The sequence below is a fragment of the Neisseria mucosa genome, from assembly GCA_003028315.1.
Taxonomy (GTDB): Bacteria; Pseudomonadota; Gammaproteobacteria; order Burkholderiales; family Neisseriaceae; genus Neisseria; species Neisseria mucosa.
The window spans coordinates 1,626,157-1,645,124 of record CP028150.1 but is presented as its reverse complement, the minus strand read 5'-3'; the positions used below and the strand labels follow the sequence as shown (position 1 = coordinate 1,645,124).

The following is an 18,968-nucleotide window of genomic DNA, read 5'->3' as shown; positions in this document are numbered from 1 at the left end:
GGCGGTTTCGGCAGAAAAGCAATGGAAACCAATCGCCTGCATCAAAATTTCAAAACAGGCGGGCTAATGAGTAGTAATACTACACATGGCTACACATTTTGTCTATTCTCATTTTTACAAATTATTTGACTTAGTTTAAAAGTTTGATGAGTTTGGTCTGGTAGATTTTCACAAATGACGCATATCACGATTTAAATCAAATTTCTTACATTTAGCAGATTATTTTGTAACTAAATTACAGGTTTTGTATTATAATAGCCTGCATAGATAGAGTGAGGCTTTCAGACGACCCCTTGCATGGTTTGAAAGGTCGTCTGAAACGCTGAACGCCCCACACCCAATACAAAAAATCAGAAACGCGCAAACAAAAATCCCATACCACCCCTTCCGACAGGAGACCGAACATGAATCCCACTCCTATCCACCCCAAGCTCGCCGAAATCACCGAGCGCATCATCGAGCGCAGCCGTCCGACCCGCGAAAAATATCTGGCGAAAATCCGCAGCGCCAAACAAATGGGACGGCTGGAGCGCAACCAGCTCGGTTGCAGCAACCTGGCGCACGGCTACGCCTCCATGCCCAAAAGCATCAAAATCGAAATGCTTCAGGACACCGTTCCCAACTTAGGCATTATCACCGCCTACAACGACATGGTTTCCGCACACCAGCCGTTTAAAGACTTCCCCGACCAAATTAAAGACGAAGCGCAGAAAAACGGCGCGACCGCACAAGTCGCCGGCGGTACGCCCGCCATGTGCGACGGCATCACGCAAGGCTACGCCGGTATGGAATTGTCGCTGTTCTCCCGCGACGTCATCGCCATGAGTACCGCCATCGGCCTGTCGCACCAAATGTTCGACGGCAGCCTGTTTATGGGCGTGTGCGACAAAATCGTACCGGGTTTGATGATAGGCGCGCTTTCGTTCGGTCATATTCCTGGCATCTTCGTTCCCGCAGGCCCGATGTCCAGCGGCATAGGCAATAAAGAAAAAGCCCGCACCCGTCAACTTTTCGCCGAAGGCAAAGTTGGGCGTGATGCCTTGCTCGAAAGCGAAATGGGCTCCTACCACAGCCCCGGCACCTGCACCTTCTACGGCACGGCAAACTCCAACCAAATGATGATGGAAATGATGGGCGTACACCTGCCCGCCGCCGCTTTCGTTCATCCCTATACCGATTTGCGCGAAGCCCTGACCCGCTACGCCGCCGGACACCTCGCGCGCGGCATCAAAAACGGCACCATCAAACCCTTGGGCGAAATGTTGACCGAAAAATCCTTCATCAACGCCCTGATCGGCCTGATGGCGACCGGCGGATCGACCAACCACACCATGCACCTCGTCGCCATGGCACGCGCCGCCGGCGTGATTTTGAATTGGGACGACTTCGACGAAATTTCCTCCATCATCCCGCTGCTTATCCGCGTGTACCCCAACGGCAAAGCCGACGTGAACCACTTTACCGCAGCAGGCGGCCTGCCTTTCGTTATCCGCGAATTACTGGACGCAGGTCTGTTGCACGACGATGTCGATACCGTCGTCGGACACGGTATGCGCCACTACACCAAAGAACCTTTCCTCATCGACAGCAAACTCGAATGGCGCGAAGCCCCCGAAACCAGCGGCAACGACGACATCCTGCGCAAAGCCGACAACCCGTTCTCCCCAGACGGCGGCCTGCGCCTGATGAAAGGCAATATCGGACGCGGCGTGATTAAAGTGTCCGCCGTGCGCGAAGGCTGCCGCATCATCGAAGCGCCCGCCATCGTGTTTAACGACCAACGCGAAGTGTTGGCAGCGTTTGAACGCGGCGAGTTGGAACGCGATTTTGTGTGCGTCGTCCGCTACCAAGGCCCGCGCGCCAACGGTATGCCCGAGTTGCACAAACTGACCCCGCCTTTGGGCATCCTGCAAGACCGCGGCTTCAAAGTGGCGCTACTGACCGACGGCCGTATGTCCGGCGCGTCCGGCAAAGTGCCCGCGTCCATCCACATGACGCCCGAAGCCCTGATGGGTGGTAACATCGCCAAAATCCGTACCGGCGACCTGATCCGCTTCGACTCCGTTACCGGCGAACTCAACGTCCTGATTAACGAGGCCGAATGGAACGCCCGCGAAGTCGAACACATCGACTTGAGCGCGAACCAACAAGGCTGTGGCCGCGAACTCTTCGCCAACTTCCGCAGCATGACCAGCAGCGCAGAAACCGGTGCCATGAGCTTCGGCGGTGAATTTGCCTGATGTACGTTTCAGACGACCTTTTCAAACGGAAGGTCGTCTGAAAAATTATTGAAGCCGTTTAAAACAGACGTAGCAACTGTCGGATTCTCGAATCCGACACAGCCGTTTAAGATGTCGGATTCAAGAATCCGACCTACAGCCCCCAAAGGTCATCTGAAACTTAAACCACCATTCCGTTTGAACGCAGCAGACGTAGCGTGGGCTTTGCCCGCGAACAAAACCAAAGACGTAGGTCGGATTTTCGAATCCGACGTTATCAGGGCATTTGTCGGATACGGATATCCGAATACAGCCCCAAAGGTCGTCTGAAAACTTAAACCTCCGTTCCGTTTGAACGCAGCAGACGTAGCGTGGGCTTAGCCCGCGAAAAAAACAAAGACGTAGGTCGTCTGAAAACTTAAACCCCGTCCCATTTGACCTCAACAAAAACGACAACCCCATCCCACCTGGAGAATCGAAATGTCCAAACTGACCCCACGCGAAATCCTGACTGCCGGCGCAGTCGTGCCCGTCATGGCGATTGACGACTTAAGCACCGCCGTCGATTTGTCCCACGCCCTTGTCGAAGGCGGCATCCCCACCCTCGAAATTACCCTGCGCACTCCCGTCGGCCTCGACGCCATCCGCCTGATTGCCAAAGAAGTGCCCAACGCCATCGTCGGCGCGGGTACGGTTACCAACCCTGAACAGCTCAAAGCCGTCGAAGACGCAGGCGCGGTTTTCGCCATCAGCCCGGGTTTGCACGAATCCCTCGCCAAAGCCAGCCACAACAGCGGCATCCCCCTGATTCCGGGCGTTGCTACTCCGGGCGAAGTCCAACTGGCTTTGGAACACGGCATCGATACCCTCAAACTCTTCCCCGCTGAAGTCGTCGGCGGCAAAGCCATGCTCAAAGCACTCTACGGTCCTTATGCCGACGTGCGTTTCTGCCCGACCGGCGGCATCAGCCTCGCCACCGCGCCCGATTACTTGGCACTGCCCAACGTCTTGTGCGTCGGCGGCTCATGGCTGACCCCGAAAGAAGCCGTTAAAAACAAAGACTGGGACATCATCACCCGCCTTGCTAAAGAAGCGGCAGCGTTGAAACCCAAAGCCTGATTTGCAACACCCCAAAGGTCGTCTGAAACCGTTTTCTAGGGTTTCAGACGACCTTGTTCTTTCAGGCGGCGTATATTCGGACGAAATCCGCTATAATCCGTACGATTTTTTTCCATTTTCGCGGTTCGCAAACCTCCCGCGTTACCAAAACTAGGATTCACCATGCAAAACCAACAAGCCTTGGTCATCTTCTCCGGCGGCCAGGACTCCACCACCTGCCTGATTCAGGCGATTCAAACCTACGGGCGCGAAAACGTCCAAGCCATCACTTTCCAATACGGGCAACGCCACGCCGTCGAGCTGGAACGCGCCCGCTGGATCGCGCAGGATTTAGGCGTCAAACAAACCGTACTCGACTTGAGCCTGATGCAGCAGATTACGCACAACGCCCTGATGGACGACACCGCCGCCATCGAAACCGCTTCAGACGGCCTGCCCAATACCTTCGTAGACGGACGCAACGCCCTGTTTCTACTCTACGCCGCCATCTACGCCAAAGGACAGGGCATCAGGCACATCATCGCTGGCGTGTGCGAAACCGACTTCTCCGGCTATCCCGACTGCCGCGACGTATTCGTCAAATCCATGAATGTTACCCTCAATCTGGCGATGGACTACGCCTTCCAAATCCATACCCCGCTGATGTACCTGACCAAAGCGCAAACTTGGGCGCTGGCGGACGAAATGGGCGCGCTGGACTACATCCGCGAACAGACCCATACCTGCTACAACGGCATCGTTGGCGGCTGCCACGAATGCCCAAGCTGCGTGTTGCGCGAGCGCGGGCTGGCGGAATATTTGGAAAGTAAAAGGGTCGTCTGAAAATACAACCATCATCCGATACAAGCCTTATCATGACCAAACTTTATATGTTCTATCTCGGCGGTAACGCAGGCCGCTCCAATATCGAAGTGCACGACATCCAATTTGCCGTGTGCGACGATTACCGCGAAGCCATCCCCACGCTCAAAGCTGCATGGTTCGGCGATGCGGACAAAATCCACATCGACGGCTGGCAGATTGTCGAATGGGTGGATGGTTACGATGTTGACGTATCCGATATCGCCGAGCCACAGGGGTCGTCTGAAAACGCCCCGCACCTGTATTTCGTCAATGTCGGCGGTTATCGCGCGGGACAGCTTGCCGAGGCGCACGCTTTCGGACTGTTCGTTGCCGCCACGCCCACCGAAGTCAAACACAAAGCCCTGCAAACCCTGTTGACCGACCATGTTCAACAGCATAAAGACAACCTGAAAGACGTGGACAACCTGCTCCTGCTCGACCGCATCGGCAATCATACCATCCGCCTGACCCCGAATCCGAACAGCAAGCCTGCCGAAATGGGCTTTCAGGGCTATTTACCGATTTAAAGTACCCACCATGAAAATTACCAAGATATTTACCTTCGACTCCTCGCACATGCTCGACGGGCATGACGGCAAATGCCAAAATCTGCACGGGCATACCTACAAACTCGAAATCACCGTTTCAGACGACCCCATACGGGGCGGGCCGAAAGACGGTATGGTGATGGATTTCACCGACCTCAAAGCCGCCGTCAAAAAACACATTACCGACCCTTTCGACCACGCGTTTATCTACAACGGCGGGAACGAGCGCGAATGCCAAATCTCCGCGCTCTTGGAGGGCTGGAACATGAAAACCCTGTGCCTTCCTTGCCGCACCACTGCCGAAAATATGGCGGTCGAAATGTATGACCGTTTGCAAAACGCGGGGCTGAAAGTGTGCAGCGTGAAATTGTGGGAAACGCCGACATCGTGTGCAGAGTATGAAGGGGAGTAGGGAATATCTTGCACGTATCCGTAGAGTAAATTCAAATAAGGTATGCCCAACCGCGTCATTCCCGCGCAGGCGGGAATCCAGAGATTTGGAATTACTGCAATTTTTAAATATTTCTGAAAAACCAAGGTCTGGATTCCCGCCTGCGCGGGAATGACGGTGTGGGGCGTCCTTATTTGAATCTACTGTAAAACTGTCTTTTTTTCAGTAAGGATTCCCCGTTTTTTCAGACGGCCTTCCATATCAAATACACCCATTAAAAGGTACACCCATGAAACTCCTTTCCACCCTCTTAGTCCTCCTCGTCGCCGCCGAACATTTCTACATCGCCTGGCTTGAAATGACGCAGATTCCCAGCGAAAAGGCGGCGGAAATGTTCAAGCTGCCTTATGAATTTATGGAACAAAAACAAGTGCAGACCCTGTTCAGCAACCAAGGGCTGTATAACGGTTTTCTCGGCATCGGGCTGGTGTGGTCGCGGTTTGCCGCGCCGGACAACGCCGTTTACGGCGCGACGATTCTGTTTCTCGGCTTCGTGTTGATTGCCGCCGCATGGGGCGCGTTCTCTTCCGGCAACAAAGGCATACTCGTCAAACAAGGTCTGCCTGCGATGCTGGCGGCGGCAGCGGTGTTGGCGGTATGAAGAAAATCAGCGTCTCCCCCGAAAATCCGCAATACCGCATCGTTGAAATTTTCGAGAGCCTGCAAGGCGAGGGCTGGAACACGGGCATGCCTGCCGTTTTCGTCCGTTTGGGCAAATGCAATCTGGCGTGCGGCTGGTGTGATACCGATTATTTGAAATTCGGCATGATGAGCCTGTCCGACATCTTAGGTCGTCTGAAAACCTACACTGCGCGCAATATCATCATCACCGGCGGCGAGCCGACCATCCAGCCGCATCTCGATACGCTGCTGGATGCGCTCAAGGCAGAAGGTTATTTCCTCTGCATCGAAACCAACGGACTCAAGCCCGCGCCGCCGCAAATCGACTACGTCGCCACCAGCCCCAAAGCCTGCTACGCCGCCAAATATGAAACCAACTGCATCGCCGAGGCCAACGAAGTACGCATCGTGGCGGACGGCGATGTCGTTGTGTTCTGCGAAAACATGGAACGCAAAATCCGCGCGCGCCATTACTACCTTTCGCCCTGCGAACAAAACGGCGTGATGAACATTTACGACACCATCCGCCAAATCGGTCTCTTAAACAGCCGCCCCGACGCGCCCGTGCATTGGCAGTTGAGCGTGCAGACACACAAATGGGCGGGGATAGAGTAGGGGAATGGTGAAGAATCAAATGCCAACCTAATACGCAAATATCATTCTTCTAAATCCTTATATTATTGAAAAGGTCGTCTGAAAATTTTCAGACGACCTTTTTTACAACTGTCGGATTTGTTTGATTGAGAATGAAAGATGGTCATGCAGATGAAAATGATGTATCGGGGACTGTGTAAATTATTTGATTCATGCCCGTCAGTTCCCTATACTCCGACCGTTTATTTCATCCTATTACAGAAATTTGATAAAAATTCTTATTTAATGCATAAAAAGCCGTTTGCTGCCGAATGGTGCAAGGAGGTTTGGAACTCCGCTGCTGTTCGGACGGCTAAATAATTAGGAGACACCATGCCATTATCTAAATTTCGTCCGGCACGTTTGCCGGTTGCTGTTGCTGCGGCACTTTTATCCGCCTATTCCTTCGGGGCAGGGGATGGGGTTGAGCAGGTTGATTTGCCTACCGTCCAAGTAAAGGGCATCGGCAAACAGACGACCAACAACTACACCATTCCCGCTTCCTCTGCTGCTACCGGCATCCGCCTGACCCAGCGCGAAACGCCGCAGTCTTTGTCTGTCGTTACCGAAAAACAAATGGACGACCAAGGTTTGGATACCTTGCAGGACGTGTTGAAACAAACACCGGGCGTGTTCCACAGCAAAATGGGCAACAACGTCTCCGGCCACAGCGAGTTTATTTCGCGCAGTCAGGCGATTGACAGCATTTCCGTGGACGGCGCACCCAAATTCCTTTACGACGGTAAAGCCATCCGCCGTGGCACCAACAATCTGGACAGCGCATTGTACGAACAAGTCGTCGTTGTGCGCGGCGCAAGCGGTTTGTCTAACGGCGGTATGGGCGAACCGGGCGGTACGGTTGCTTTGGAACGTAAAAAACCAACTGCCAAACCTGCCGTCAGCGTGGAAGCCGGAGTCGGTTCGTGGAAACACTACCGCTTCGTCCTTGATGCCAATCAGCCTTTGAATGCAGACAATACCTTGCGTGGGCGCGCTATTTTGGTCAGCGACCACGGCGGCGATTACCTGCCGAACACTTCGCGCCACAATCATACGTTCTACGGTATTCTGTCCTACGACATTGCCCCTCAGACCCAATGGAATATCGGTACGGAAATACACCGTTTCCGCAATACCGGCAGCTCGCCTTTCAGCTATCTGACCGTGGCGGGAAACCCTAGAAAAAATCAACCTTTCAAACCATTTGCAGCCTCTCCGCGCAGCAATGCCTCGGCAAAATGGGCTTACGGTAAAGAAAACAGTGCGGAAATCTTCACCTCTGTCAATCATGAGTTTGAAAACGGTTGGGCTCTGAACGGCAACTACAGCCATACTTATGGAAAAAGTGATGCAGTTTCCGGTATAGCCGGTCCTTTTGTCATTTATCCGAACTATTCCGCTAAATTCGTTGCCGAGCGCGATCAAGCCAAGTACACCGACCAAGATTTTTCTCTGAGTTTGGACGGCGATTACCCACTTTTGGGACGCAAACATGAATTCAATGCCGGCATCAGCTATCAGCACAATAAGGAAACTCTTTCATATTACGAAAAAGATAAAGATAGGGTTGTCCCTGATTTGCGCCTTTTCGACGGAAATTTCACAAAACTGGCCATGCCCTACCTTCGTGACGGCTTTGCCCATATGAAAAACCTCTCTGTTTACGGTTCGACCCGTTTCAAACTAACCGACAGGCTGGCATTGATAGGCGGCGGACGGTTTGTCGATTGGCAATACCACTACAGTTCCGATCGCAACGATTTTGCCGACAGCAGGCATAAAAACAAGGTATTTATCCCCTATTTGGGCGCAAGTTATGATTTAAATGACAATCTGACAGCCTACACCTCCTATACCACCATATTCCGCCCGCAAGTGCGCTATTTGGATCAAAACGGCAAACCGCTCGAACCGCAACGCGGCAAAACATATGAAGTCGGCTTAAAAGCCTCAGGGTTTGAAGGCCGTTTGAACGCTTCTGCGGCTGCGTTTATCAATAAACGCGACCATTTAGGGAAAGAAATTGAAGATGAGGAAAATCAACGGTATTACTATGAATCTGTTAATAACACAACGACCAAAGGCGTGGAATTGTCCGTCGGCGGACGCTTGAGCGACAGATGGCTGCTGAATGCTTCTTATGCGTACTCCAAACTCAAAGATGATTCGGGCAATGTGGTCAACCCTTCTTATCCTGCCCACCTTTTTAAACTCTTTACTGCGTATGATGTTACCGACCGCCTAAACTTGGGTGCAAACGTCAACTGGCAAAGCGGTACAAACGCCTATGATGAATACCAGCCCCTCACCGCTGCCGGTAAAGAAGCCTTGACCCAACGCCCATACGCTACGCTGGACTTGACCGCGCATTACAAAATCGGCAAATCCACCCGCATCGGCTTGGACTTTGAAAACGTGTTCAACAAACGCTACCGCCCCATGCCTGACATCCACGTTTACGGCACACCGCGCAGCCTGACCGCTACGTTGAAACACACGTTCTAAAGCAGGCAGAAGAAAAGGTCGTCTGAAAAAACCGATTTGAGGTTTTCAGACGACCTTTGTGTTTTTATAGCGAGCATACTTAACTTTAAATACGGTATGTCATCAAATTCCGTCATTCCCGCGTAGGCGGGAATCCATTGTAAAACTTGAGAAACCTTGATTTGAAAAACAGTTTCTGAATTTCAAAAATGGATTCATGCCTGCGCAGGAATAACGACAACCGATAAGTTGCGTATCGAAAAAAGCCATTTAGCTATATCAATCCGTCAGTCGTTTACAGGTTGGGATTGACGATGATTTTAACGGCAGATTCGTTGTTGTGAATCAGACGCTCGAAGCCTTCGGAAATCAGCTCGTCCAGCTTGATGCGCTGGGTGATGAAAGGTTCAAGGTTGATTTTGCCTTCTTCCACCAGTTTGATGGTTTCGGCGTGGTCGTTGCAGTAGGCGATGGTGCCGCGCACGTCCAGCTCTTTCATCACGACGCTGTGGACGTTGATGGTGGCGGGGTGGCTCCATATGGATACGATAACGACTTTCGCGGTCGGGCGGCAGGCTTCGACCATGGTGTCCAGTACTTTGTTCACGCTGGTGCATTCGAATGCGACGTCCACGCCTTCGCCGTTGGTCAGTTTTTTCACTTCTTCGACGACATCGACTTCAGACGGGTCGAGGATATAGTCGGCAACGCCGGATTCGCGGGCTTTGTCTTTGCGCGCTTTGCTCAATTCGGTGATGATGACTTTGATGCCTTTGGCTTTCAATACGGCGGCAAGCAGCAAACCGATCGGGCCTGCGCCGCCGACCAATGCCACGTCGCCTGCTTTCGCGCCGCTGCGGACGTAGGCGTGATGGCCGACGGACAGGGGTTCAATCAAAGCGGCTTGGTCTAACGGGATTTTGTCGGAAATCGGATGCACCCAGCGGCGTTTGACGGCGATTTTTTCGGCAAGGCCGCCGCCGCAGCCGCCCAAGCCGATGAAGTTCATGTCTTTGGAGAGGTGGTAGTTGCTGCCTTCGCCTGTCGGTACGTCATCGCGGATGATGTAGGGTTCGACCACGACGTGTTGTCCGACTTTGAGGTCGTCCACGCCTTCGCCGACGGCATAAACCACGCCGGAGAACTCGTGTCCCATCGTTACGGGCGCGGACTCACCGGAAATCGGATGCGGATGGCCGCAGGGCGGGATGAAAATCGGACCTTCCATAAATTCGTGCAGGTCGGTACCGCAGATGCCGCACCAGGCGACGTTGATGCCGACGGTGCCGGGGGCGACGGTCGGTTCGGGGATGTCTTCGATGCGGATGTCGCCTTTATCGTAAAAACGTGCTGCTTTCATTGTAACGCTCCTTGTTTTGAGGTTGGAAAGAAAGGTCGTCTGAAAGGTAGGACGGCTTTTCAGGGAAGGGTAGGTGTGCGCTTGAATGACGACAGTTTTTATTATCGGCAGGGTTTGTGTCGTTTGATTGCTGTTATTTTAATACTTTTTGCTTTGGCCGGCAGGCCGTATTTTGAATAAACAAAAAGAGGTCGTCTGAAAACCTTGTTTCTAGGTTTTCAGACGACCTTTCGTTTAGCCTGACTGGAAATGCGGATTACAGGCTGTAATACATTTCAAATTCCAACGGATGCGGCGCCATGCGGATTCGGCGTACGTCTTCTTCTTTGAAGGTGATGTAGCTGTCGATCCAGTCTTTGCTGAACACGCCGCCGCGCAGCAGAAATTCGTGGTCGGCTTTGAGGGCGGCGAGGGCTTCTTCCAAAGAGGCGCAGACGGTTGGGACGAGTGCGTCTTCTTCCGGCGGCAGGTCGTAGAGGTTTTTATCGGCTGGGTCGCCCGGGTGGATTTTGTTTTGAATGCCGTCCAAACCCGCCATCAGCAGGGCGGCGAACGCCAAGTATGGGTTGGCGGTCGGGTCGGGGAAACGCGCTTCGATGCGGCGTGCCTTGCTGCTGTTCACGGACGGGATGCGGATGGACGCGGAACGGTTTTTGGCAGAGTAGGCGAGTTTGGTCGGCGCTTCGAAGTGCGGCACGAGGCGTTTGTAGGAGTTGGTGGACGGATTGGTAATCGCGTTCAGGGCTTTGGCGTGTTTGATGATGCCGCCGATGTAGTAGAGCGCGGTGTCGCTCAAGCCGGCATAGCCGTCGCCTGCGAACAGGTTTTGACCGTCTTTCCAGATGGATTGGTGGACGTGCATGCCGCTGCCGTTGTCGCCCATGATAGGTTTGGGCATGAAGGTGGCGGTTTTGCCGAAGTTGTGGGCGACGTTTTGGATAACGTATTTCATGTCTTGGGTTTGGTCGGCGCGTTTGACTAAGGTGGCGAAGCGCGTGCCGATTTCCATTTGGCTGCCGGTGCCGACTTCGGCGTGGTGGACTTCGACTTCAATGCCGAGTTCTTCCAAAATGTTCACCATGGCGGAACGCAGGTCTTGTCCGGCGTCAATCGGGGCGACGGGGGCGTAGCCGCCTTTGACGGTAGGGCGGTGGCCGGTGTTTTGACCGTCCATGTGCAGGCCGCTTGCCCATGCGCCGCTTTCGGACGTGATTTCGTAACGGGTTTTGTGCATATCGGTTTCAAACTCTACGCCGTCGAAGACGAAGAATTCGGGTTCGGGGCCGAAGTATGCCGTGTCGCCGATGCCGGTGGATTTGAGGTAGGCTTCGGCGCGGCGGGCGATGGAGCGCGGGTCGCGGTCGTAACCTTGACCGTCGGCGGGGTCGATGACGTCGCAGGTGAGGACGACGGTGGTGTCGTCGTAGAAGGGGTCGATGAAGGCAGTCGCGGGGTCGGGGCGCAACTGCATATCGGATGCCTGAATGCCTTTCCAGCCGCCGATGGACGAGCCGTCAAACGCTTGACCGTTTTCAAACCACTCTTCAGGGTCGTCGAGGACGATGCGGGCGGGGATGGTGAAGTGGTGCTGCTTGCCTTTGGTATCGGTAAAGCGCAAATCTACGAAGCGGGCTTCGCTTTCTTCAATCAGTTTTACTGCGTCTTTGATAGACATTTTCGGCTCCTAAATGGGAAGTAACGGATACGGAATCTCGCGGAAAATCTGCTGCATTTTATCACGCCGAAGGTCGTCTGAAACCGCAAATCCGTTAAATTTCTGACTTGCGGAATATAGTTTCAGACGACCTGATTGTCAACAATCTGATACATATTCCAAATTATTGGAAAACAGCGGTATCAGGCGGCAAAGGCGGTTATAATGGACGGTCTTTGCATTTGTCCTGCCGGATAGGATTTTTATGAACACTGTTCCCCGTTATGCCGTTTTCGGCAACCCCGTCGCGCACAGCAAATCGCCGCAAATCCATCGGCAGTTTGCCTTGCAGGAAGGCGTCGAAATCGAATATGAGCGCATTTGCGCCGACACCGGCGGTTTCGCGCAGGCGGTCGAAGCGTTTTTTGCCGACGGCGGGCGCGGGGCGAATGTTACCGTACCGTTCAAGCAGGAAGCGTTTGCCTTGTCGGACGAACATTCCGAACGCGCGTTGGCAGCGGGTGCGGTCAATACGCTGATTTTGCTGGAAAACGGTAAAATACGCGGCGACAATACCGACGGAATCGGACTGACGGACGATATTTCAAAGAGGCTGGGCGTGGAACTGTCAGGTAAAACCGTCTTGCTGCTCGGCGCGGGCGGCGCGGTGCGCGGCGTGATTCCCGTATTGAAAGAATACCGCCCCGCGCGCATCGTTATCGCCAACCGGACCCACACCAAAGCGGCGGAAATGGCGGCGCATTTCGGTATTGAAGCCATACCTTTGGATGAACTGGAAGGCGGCTTCGACATCATCATCAACGGCACATCCGGCGGCTTAAGCGGACAGCTTCCCGCCGTATCGCCCAAAGTCTTTGAACATTGCACTTTGGCTTACGATATGGTTTACGGCGAAGCGGCAGAGCCGTTTTTAGCGTTCGCCCGCCAATCAGGCGCAAAACAAACCGCCGACGGATTGGGCATGCTGGTCGGACAGGCGGCAGCTTCCTACCGGCTTTGGCGCGGTTTCGCGCCCGATGTCCTGCCCGTCGTCCAATATATGAGAGAGTTATAAAATGTTCCGCATCATCAAATGGCTGATTGCCCTGCCTTTGGGCGCATTTATCTTTTTCAACGCTTATGTGTACGGCAACATCATCACTTACCGCGCCGTCGCGCCGAATAAAACCGCCTTCATGGCGATGCGGATGCGGCAGTTTCAAAGCGAAGGCAAAGATGTCGCGCTCGATTACCGCTGGGTACCTTACGACCGCATTTCGGTCAACCTGAAAAAAGCCCTGATTGCCTCCGAAGACGCCAAATTCGCCGAACACGGCGGCTTCGACTGGGGCGGCATCCAATACGCCATCAAACGCAACAAACAAAGCGGCGAAGTCAAAGCAGGCGGCTCGACCATCAGCCAACAGCTTGCCAAAAACCTGTTTTTGAACGAAAGCCGCAGCTATATCCGCAAAGGCGAAGAAGCCGCGATTACCGCGATGATGGAAGCCGTTACCGACAAAGACCGCATTTTCGAGCTGTATCTGAACGCCATCGAATGGCACTACGGCGTATTCGGCGCAGAAGCCGCGTCCCAGTATTTCTATAAAAGACCCGCCGCCAATCTGACCAAACAGCAGGCCGCCAAACTCGCCGCCCGCGTCCCCGCGCCGCTGTTTTACGCCGACAACCCCAAAAGCAAACGCCTGCGCAACAAAACCAACATCATCCTGCGCCGCATGGGTTCGGCAGAGCTGCCCGAAAGTGATCTGGATTGAGGTCGTCTGAAAATCAGGTGATGGGGTTTCAGACGACCTTTGTGCAACTGTAACCCTGTTTGCCATATCACATATATCGCCTATCTTCCCAGTTTCGATACGTTCTTCCGTCATTCCCGCGCAGGCGGGAATCCATTGTAAAACTTGAGAAATCTTGGTTTAAAAAAAGGTTTCTGAATTTCAAAAATGGATTCTCGCCTGCGCGGGAATGACGACAAGCGGTAAGTTGCGTGTCGAAAATAAAGTAATTTAGCTAAAGTCCATAAGGGCGTTGCCGCCTTGTCTCATTTTTATTTTAATCCACTATAATCCACTCCAGAAAACGCCCGTTTCGTCATCTTTACCCCGCCTGTGCGGGAATGACGAAACGGGCGTTTTTGAATGGTTTTCTTTCTGCGCCGCTGTCTTCGGCAAAATTTACGCCACGAAATCCAAGCCTATGTCCAACGAGCGGCTGCTGTGGGTCAGATAGCCGAGGGCGATGCCGTCTACGCCGGTTTGTGCCACGCGCTTCAGGCGGTCGAAGCCGATGCCGCCCGATGCTTCGCAATAGACGGTGTGGGGGTGGGCGGTTTGCGTGTGGCAGCGGTTTGCCGCTTCTTTCAAAGTTTCGTCGTCCATGTTGTCCAGCAAAATCCGTTCCGCGCCCGCCGCGATGGCTTCGTCCAGTTGTGCCAGCGTGTCCACTTCGATTTCCACGCAGGTCAACGGTCCGACTGCCTGCTTCGCCTGTCGCACGGCTTGGGCGATGCTGCCGCAATAGGCGAGGTGGTTGTCTTTGATGAGCACGGCATCGTCCAAACCCATGCGGTGGTTCACGCCGCCGCCTGCCCTGACGGCGTATTTTTGCAGGACGCGCAGCAGGGGGATGGTTTTGCGGCTGCACACGATGTCTGTGCCGTATTCGGCGACTTCGGCAACGGCACGCGCGGTGGCGGTGGCGATGCCGCTTAAGTGTGTGAGGTAGTTGAGCGCGGTGCGTTCGGCGGCGAGCAGGGCGCGGGCGTTGCCTTCGACGGCGGCCAGCGTCTGACCTGCGCGGACGGCTTGCCCGTCGTAGATTTCGGCTTGGAAGCGGACGGACGGATCCATCGTCTGAAAGGCAAGACGTGCCAAGTCCATGCCGGCGATGACGCCGTTTTCGCGGCTGACGAGGAAGAGTTTGGCGGTTTTATCGGGGGCGATGACGGCGGCGGACGTAATGTCGCCGCGCCTGCCCAAGTCTTCGCTCAGGGCTTGTTCGACCATGGGGCGCAACAGGGTGTCGGGCAGGGGGAAGAGGGTGTTTTCAGACGACATGGGGTTTCCTTTGTTGAAAAAGATTGATGTTGCACCGATGGGGCAAAACTTCGTTTGAGGTCGTCTGAAAACGGGTTAACGGCTGCCCAGCGGCAGTCCGATGTCCGAAATCAGCCTGTCGGGCAGGACGTCGTCGCGGAAGCGGTAAAGCTGCGCGGGACGGCCTTTGCTGCCCGATACTCCGGTATCCGACGGCTCGATGAGGTTTTGCTGCTGAATCTGGCGGCGGAAGTTTTGCTTGTGCAGCAATCTGCCGCTGATGGCTTCGACGCTGTTTTGCAGTTGCAGCAGCGTGAATTCGGGCGGCATCAGTTCGAAAATCACGGGGCGGTATTTGATTTTGGCACGCAGGCGGGACAGGGCGGTCGCCAACACGCGGCGGTGGTCGTGGCGCATGGGCTGCCCCGTGAGTGCGAAGTCGAAGTTTGCCTGCGGCTCGGCGGCTTCCGCTATCAGGCCGCTTTCATACAGCATTTCATAGCGTTGCAAAACGTATTCTTCCGACCAGTTTTCCGGTTCGACCCCCCAACACAAATGAATGCGCTTGAGCCGCTTTTGGCGCACTTCCTCCGTGTCCGCCGAGTTTGCCCAAATGCGCAGGCGGCTGACGACGGCGTCGCGCTGCCCGCCATCGGTGCGCAAGTCTTCCCACGGGAAATAACCGTAGCAGTCCTGCCATTTCGCATCCGGGTGCAGGATGCTGTCGGCTGCCTCGCGCACCAGCCCCAAATAGCTGACGTACAAGACGGGCATGCCGTGTTCGTTGCGGCGGTGGGTATCGACAAAGGTGTAAAGCTGTTCCACATAGCCCATAGGCTGCGAAGTCTGCTTGGCGACCCACAGCTTCACGCCCGCCTGCAATGAATTGCGCAGGGGGGAGAGCGGGCCGTTGGGCAGGAGCGTGCCTTGGGCGACGGTCAATACCCGCAGGCCGCCGTCGGTAACAGCAATCAATACGGGAACCAGTTCGACGATGCTTTGCGGCGGGGCTTCGGCTTCGGGGTAGGCGTCCATGCTCGGCTTTCTGTGGGTGGGAAAGGCTTTATTGTAAACCAAAGCGGTTTGTCGGAACGAAGCGGGTCGGTTTTGCGGTATCTCAAACCTGTTTTCAGACGACCTTGCATATTATACTCAAGTTGAGCATAATATAAAAACAGTTTGAAAAACAGACGGCAAACCTTCATGCCGCCTCAAAAACCAGCTACAAGGAAACATCATGCAAACCGCCGCCCGCCGCTCGTTCGACTACGATATGCCCCTCATCCAAACGCCGACTTCCGCCTGCCAAATCCGTCAGGCGTGGGCGAAGGTTGCCGACACGCCCGACCGCGAGACGGCAGGTCGTCTGAAAGACGAAATCAAGGCTTTGCTGAAGGAGAAAAACGCGGTCTTGGTGGCGCATTATTACGTCGATCCGCTGATTCAGGATTTGGCTTTGGAGACGGGCGGATGCGTGGGCGATTCGCTGGAGATGGCGCGCTTCGGCGCGGAACACGAGGCCGGTACGCTGGTGGTGGCGGGCGTGCGCTTCATGGGCGAGAGCGCGAAAATCCTCTGCCCTGAAAAAACGGTGCTGATGCCTGATTTGGAGGCGGAATGTTCTTTGGATTTGGGTTGTCCCGAAGAAGCGTTTTCAGCGTTTTGCGACCAACACCCCGACCGCACGGTGGTGGTGTACGCCAACACTTCCGCCGCCGTGAAAGCGCGTGCCGACTGGGTGGTAACGTCTTCGGTGGCGTTGGAAATCGTGTCGTATCTGAAATCGCGCGGCGAGAAGCTGATTTGGGGGCCCGACCGCCACCTCGGCGACTACATCCGCCGCGAAACGGGCGCGGATATGCTGTTGTGGCAGGGTTCGTGCATCGTCCACAACGAATTTAAAGGGCAGGAGCTGGCGGCGTTGAAGGCGGAACACCCCGACGCAGTGGTGCTGGTTCATCCCGAATCGCCGCAAAGCGTCATCGAACTGGGCGACGTGGTCGGCTCGACCAGCAAGCTGCTGAAAGCCGCCGTATCGCGCCCTGAAAAGAAATTCATCGTGGCGACCGACTTGGGCATCCTGCACGAAATGCAAAAGCAGGCGCCCGACAAAGAATTTATCGCCGCACCGACGGCGGGCAACGGCGGAAGCTGCAAAAGCTGCGCGTTCTGCCCGTGGATGGCGATGAATTCGCTGGGTGGTATCAAACACGCCCTGACAAGCGGGTGTAACGAAATCCTGTTGGACAGAAAGCTGGGCGAAGCTGCCAAACTGCCTTTGCAGCGTATGCTCGATTTCGCGGCAGGGCTGAAGAAAAAAGATGTGTTCAACGGCATGGGACCCGCCTGATTTGCCGTCCGTATTACCGTTTCAGACGACCTCACAAACAAGGACAACACCATGCAAACCGATTGCGACGTATTGATTGCCGGAAACGGGCTGGCGGCACTGACGCTCGCCCTGTCGCTGCCTGAATCGTTCCGCATCGTCATTTTGTGCAAAAACCGGCTGGACGACACCGCCAGCCGCCATGCGCAAGGCGGAATTGCGGCGGCGTGGTCGGGAGAGGACGACATCGAAAAACACGTTGCCGATACCTTGGAAGCGGGCGCGGGCTTGTGCGACGAAGCCGCCGTCCGCACCATCCTGTCGCAGGGCAAACCGGCAATCGAATGGCTGCTGGCGCAGGGCGTGGCGTTCGACCAAAATAATAACGGCCTGCACCTGACGCGCGAAGGCGGGCACACCTGCCGCCGAATCGCCCACGTCGCCGACTACACGGGCGAAGCCGTCATGCAGAGCCTGATTGCCCAAATACGCCGCCGCCCGAACATCCGCGTTTGCGAGCGGCAGATGGCGTTGGACATCCAAATCGAATCAGGCGCGGCGTGTGGGCTGACCGTCCTCGACTGCCGAACGCAAGAAACCTACCGCATCTGCGCCCGCCATACCGTACTCGCAGGCGGCGGCTTGGGACAGATTTACGCCGCCACCACCACGCCGCCCGAATGCACGGGCGACGTCATCGCCATGGCGATACGCGCAGGCTGCGCAGTCGAAAACCTCGAATTTATCCAATTCCACCCCACAGGCTTGGCAAGGTCGTCTGAAAACGGCCGCACCTTCCTGATTTCCGAAGCCGTGCGCGGCGAAGGCGGCATCCTGACCAACCAATCGGGTGAACGGTTTATGCCGCATTACGACCGCCGCGCCGAACTCGCGCCGCGCGACATCGTTGCCCGCGCCATCGCCGCCGAAATCGCCAAGCAAACGCAAGACTTCGTCTCGCTCGACATCAGCCATCAACCCGCAGCGTTCGTCCGTCAGCATTTCCCTTCCATCCACCGGCACTGCCTGTCCCAATGCGGCTTGGACATCACGCGCCAAGCCATCCCCGTCCGCCCTGTGCAACACTACACCTGCGGCGGCATCCAAACCGACCCCTGCGGCAGAACCTCCCTGCCGCAGCTCTACGCCTTAGGTGAAACCGCCTGCACGGGATTGCACGGAGCCAACCGCCTCGCCAGCAACTCCCTGCTTGAATGCGTCGTTACCGCCAGACTTGCCGCCCAAACCATCGCGGACGGACAAGCATTCCAAACCGTACCGTCTAAAAGGTCGTCTGAAAACCCCACCGCCGAAGCAGGCATCTTTTCAGACGACCTCCAAAACACATTCAGCCGCCACGTCCTGCAAGCCTTCAACCAACGCCATCTCGGCATCCTCCGCAACGATACCGGCCTGCGCCACGCCATCGCCCAACTGCGGCTTTGGAAGCAAAACCAAGCCGAGCCGCACACCGCGTCCGAATACGAAAACCGCAACCTGATCGAATGCAGCCTCGCTGTCGCCCAAGCCGCATACGCAAGGCGGCAAAACATTGGTGCGCATTTCAATGCCGACTTGACAGAGCGTGTCGAGTGGAAAAAACAGGCGGCAGGTTGAAGGGTAGGGCTGCACGGGGGTTGGGGATATTCCT

The 18,968-nt window shown here is 55.1% G+C and carries 17 protein-coding genes and 2 pseudogenes; 13 read left to right on the top strand and 6 right to left on the bottom strand.

Annotated features, from left to right (window positions below):
- Nucleotides 1-404: 404 nt before the first annotated feature.
- From edd to NM96_08210, 8 genes are all read left to right on the top strand, one after another.
- Nucleotides 405-2,240 (top strand): phosphogluconate dehydratase, encoded by a 1,836-nt coding sequence (gene edd / locus NM96_08245; protein ID AVR79322.1) that lies wholly within the window; start codon nt 405-407, stop codon nt 2,238-2,240.
- Between the two features lie 459 nt (nt 2,241-2,699).
- Nucleotides 2,700-3,338, top strand: coding sequence for a 2-dehydro-3-deoxyphosphogluconate aldolase (locus NM96_08240; GenBank protein ID AVR79321.1), 639 nt, complete (start codon nt 2,700-2,702; stop codon nt 3,336-3,338).
- Nucleotides 3,339-3,500: 162 nt separating this feature from the next.
- Nucleotides 3,501-4,160 (top strand): 7-cyano-7-deazaguanine synthase QueC, encoded by a 660-nt coding sequence (gene queC, locus NM96_08235; GenBank protein AVR79320.1) that lies wholly within the window; start codon nt 3,501-3,503, stop codon nt 4,158-4,160.
- A gap of 32 nt (nt 4,161-4,192) precedes the next feature.
- The gene (locus NM96_08230; GenBank protein AVR79319.1) at nt 4,193-4,708 is read left to right on the top strand and encodes a DUF1543 domain-containing protein; all 516 of its coding nucleotides are present in this window, start codon (nt 4,193-4,195) and stop codon (nt 4,706-4,708) included.
- Nucleotides 4,709-4,718: 10 nt separating this feature from the next.
- Nucleotides 4,719-5,141: a 6-carboxytetrahydropterin synthase QueD gene (gene queD, locus NM96_08225; GenBank protein ID AVR79318.1), complete on the top strand. Its 423-nt coding sequence runs from the start codon at nt 4,719-4,721 to the stop codon at nt 5,139-5,141.
- Nucleotides 5,142-5,409: 268 nt separating this feature from the next.
- Nucleotides 5,410-5,781, top strand: a complete 372-nt coding sequence (locus NM96_08220) for a DUF1304 domain-containing protein (protein AVR79317.1) — start codon at nt 5,410-5,412, stop codon at nt 5,779-5,781.
- The gene (locus NM96_08215; GenBank protein AVR79316.1) at nt 5,778-6,416 is read left to right on the top strand and encodes a 7-carboxy-7-deazaguanine synthase QueE; all 639 of its coding nucleotides are present in this window, start codon (nt 5,778-5,780) and stop codon (nt 6,414-6,416) included. The genes NM96_08220 and NM96_08215 overlap by 4 nt, the downstream gene beginning before the upstream one ends.
- Before the next feature lie 351 nt (nt 6,417-6,767).
- A complete protein-coding gene (locus tag NM96_08210; protein AVR79315.1) occupies nt 6,768-8,939 on the top strand; it encodes a TonB-dependent siderophore receptor in 2,172 nt (723 codons plus the stop codon).
- Nucleotides 8,940-9,213: 274 nt separating this feature from the next.
- Here the strand turns inward: NM96_08210 and NM96_08205 are convergent, their stop codons facing one another.
- The 3 genes and pseudogenes from NM96_08205 to glnA form a co-directional block, all read right to left on the bottom strand.
- Nucleotides 9,214-10,278, bottom strand: a complete 1,065-nt coding sequence (locus NM96_08205; protein AVR79314.1) for a butanediol dehydrogenase — start codon at nt 10,276-10,278, stop codon at nt 9,214-9,216.
- A pseudogene (locus NM96_08200) lies at nt 10,253-10,339 on the bottom strand (acetylgalactosaminyltransferase). Before NM96_08200 ends, NM96_08205 begins: the two are co-directional and overlap by 26 nt.
- A 195-nt stretch (nt 10,340-10,534) precedes the next feature.
- Nucleotides 10,535-11,953 (bottom strand): type I glutamate--ammonia ligase, encoded by a 1,419-nt coding sequence (gene glnA, locus NM96_08195; GenBank protein ID AVR79313.1) that lies wholly within the window; start codon nt 11,951-11,953, stop codon nt 10,535-10,537.
- Between the two features lie 244 nt (nt 11,954-12,197).
- Here glnA and NM96_08190 point away from each other — a divergent pair, with 244 nt between their 5' ends.
- From NM96_08190 to NM96_08180, 3 genes are all read left to right on the top strand, one after another.
- Nucleotides 12,198-13,007 (top strand): shikimate dehydrogenase, encoded by an 810-nt coding sequence (locus tag NM96_08190; GenBank protein AVR79312.1) that lies wholly within the window; start codon nt 12,198-12,200, stop codon nt 13,005-13,007.
- A gap of 1 nt (nt 13,008) precedes the next feature.
- Entirely contained in the window at nt 13,009-13,710 is a 702-nt protein-coding gene (gene mtgA, locus NM96_08185; protein AVR79311.1) for a monofunctional biosynthetic peptidoglycan transglycosylase, read from the top strand.
- Nucleotides 13,711-13,781: 71 nt separating this feature from the next.
- Complete coding sequence (locus tag NM96_08180) at nt 13,782-13,922, top strand: pilS cassette (GenBank protein AVR80300.1); 141 nt, start codon at nt 13,782-13,784, stop codon at nt 13,920-13,922.
- 205 nt (nt 13,923-14,127) lie between these two features.
- Here NM96_08180 and nadC read toward each other — a convergent pair whose 3' ends face one another.
- From nadC to NM96_08165, 3 genes and pseudogenes are all read right to left on the bottom strand, one after another.
- Nucleotides 14,128-15,009, bottom strand: coding sequence for a nicotinate-nucleotide diphosphorylase (carboxylating) (gene nadC, locus NM96_08175; GenBank protein ID AVR79310.1), 882 nt, complete (start codon nt 15,007-15,009; stop codon nt 14,128-14,130).
- Nucleotides 15,010-15,084: 75 nt separating this feature from the next.
- Nucleotides 15,085-16,023 carry a hypothetical protein gene (locus NM96_08170; protein ID AVR79309.1) on the bottom strand — a complete coding sequence of 313 codons (939 nt, stop codon included), beginning with the start codon at nt 16,021-16,023 and terminating at the stop codon, nt 15,085-15,087.
- A gap of 29 nt (nt 16,024-16,052) precedes the next feature.
- A pseudogene (locus tag NM96_08165) lies at nt 16,053-16,193 on the bottom strand (cold-shock protein).
- Nucleotides 16,194-16,225: 32 nt separating this feature from the next.
- Here NM96_08165 and NM96_08160 point away from each other — a divergent pair.
- Both NM96_08160 and nadB read left to right on the top strand, forming a co-directional pair.
- The gene (locus NM96_08160; protein ID AVR79308.1) at nt 16,226-17,338 is read left to right on the top strand and encodes a quinolinate synthase NadA; all 1,113 of its coding nucleotides are present in this window, start codon (nt 16,226-16,228) and stop codon (nt 17,336-17,338) included.
- A 51-nt stretch (nt 17,339-17,389) separates the two neighbouring features.
- On the top strand, nt 17,390-18,934 hold the full coding sequence (gene nadB, locus NM96_08155) for an L-aspartate oxidase (GenBank protein AVR79307.1): 1,545 nt from the start codon (nt 17,390-17,392) through the stop codon (nt 18,932-18,934).
- Nucleotides 18,935-18,968: the final 34 nt, after the last annotated feature.

Excerpts from the sequence above, each read along its gene's own strand:
- edd (AVR79322.1), top strand. The coding sequence starts at position 405 with ATGAATCCCACTCCTATCCACCCCAAGCTCGCCGAAATCACCGAGCGC.
- NM96_08240 (AVR79321.1), top strand. The coding sequence starts at position 2,700 with ATGTCCAAACTGACCCCACGCGAAATCCTGACTGCCGGCGCAGTCGTG.
- queC (AVR79320.1), top strand. The coding sequence starts at position 3,501 with ATGCAAAACCAACAAGCCTTGGTCATCTTCTCCGGCGGCCAGGACTCC.
- NM96_08230 (AVR79319.1), top strand. The coding sequence starts at position 4,193 with ATGACCAAACTTTATATGTTCTATCTCGGCGGTAACGCAGGCCGCTCC.
- queD (AVR79318.1), top strand. The coding sequence starts at position 4,719 with ATGAAAATTACCAAGATATTTACCTTCGACTCCTCGCACATGCTCGAC.
- NM96_08220 (AVR79317.1), top strand. The coding sequence starts at position 5,410 with ATGAAACTCCTTTCCACCCTCTTAGTCCTCCTCGTCGCCGCCGAACAT.
- NM96_08215 (AVR79316.1), top strand. The coding sequence starts at position 5,778 with ATGAAGAAAATCAGCGTCTCCCCCGAAAATCCGCAATACCGCATCGTT.
- NM96_08210 (AVR79315.1), top strand. The coding sequence starts at position 6,768 with ATGCCATTATCTAAATTTCGTCCGGCACGTTTGCCGGTTGCTGTTGCT.
- NM96_08205 (AVR79314.1), bottom strand. The coding sequence starts at position 10,278 with ATGAAAGCAGCACGTTTTTACGATAAAGGCGACATCCGCATCGAAGAC.
- glnA (AVR79313.1), bottom strand. The coding sequence starts at position 11,953 with ATGTCTATCAAAGACGCAGTAAAACTGATTGAAGAAAGCGAAGCCCGC.
- NM96_08190 (AVR79312.1), top strand. The coding sequence starts at position 12,198 with ATGAACACTGTTCCCCGTTATGCCGTTTTCGGCAACCCCGTCGCGCAC.
- mtgA (AVR79311.1), top strand. The coding sequence starts at position 13,009 with ATGTTCCGCATCATCAAATGGCTGATTGCCCTGCCTTTGGGCGCATTT.
- nadC (AVR79310.1), bottom strand. The coding sequence starts at position 15,009 with ATGTCGTCTGAAAACACCCTCTTCCCCCTGCCCGACACCCTGTTGCGC.
- NM96_08170 (AVR79309.1), bottom strand. The coding sequence starts at position 16,023 with ATGGACGCCTACCCCGAAGCCGAAGCCCCGCCGCAAAGCATCGTCGAA.
- NM96_08160 (AVR79308.1), top strand. The coding sequence starts at position 16,226 with ATGCAAACCGCCGCCCGCCGCTCGTTCGACTACGATATGCCCCTCATC.
- nadB (AVR79307.1), top strand. The coding sequence starts at position 17,390 with ATGCAAACCGATTGCGACGTATTGATTGCCGGAAACGGGCTGGCGGCA.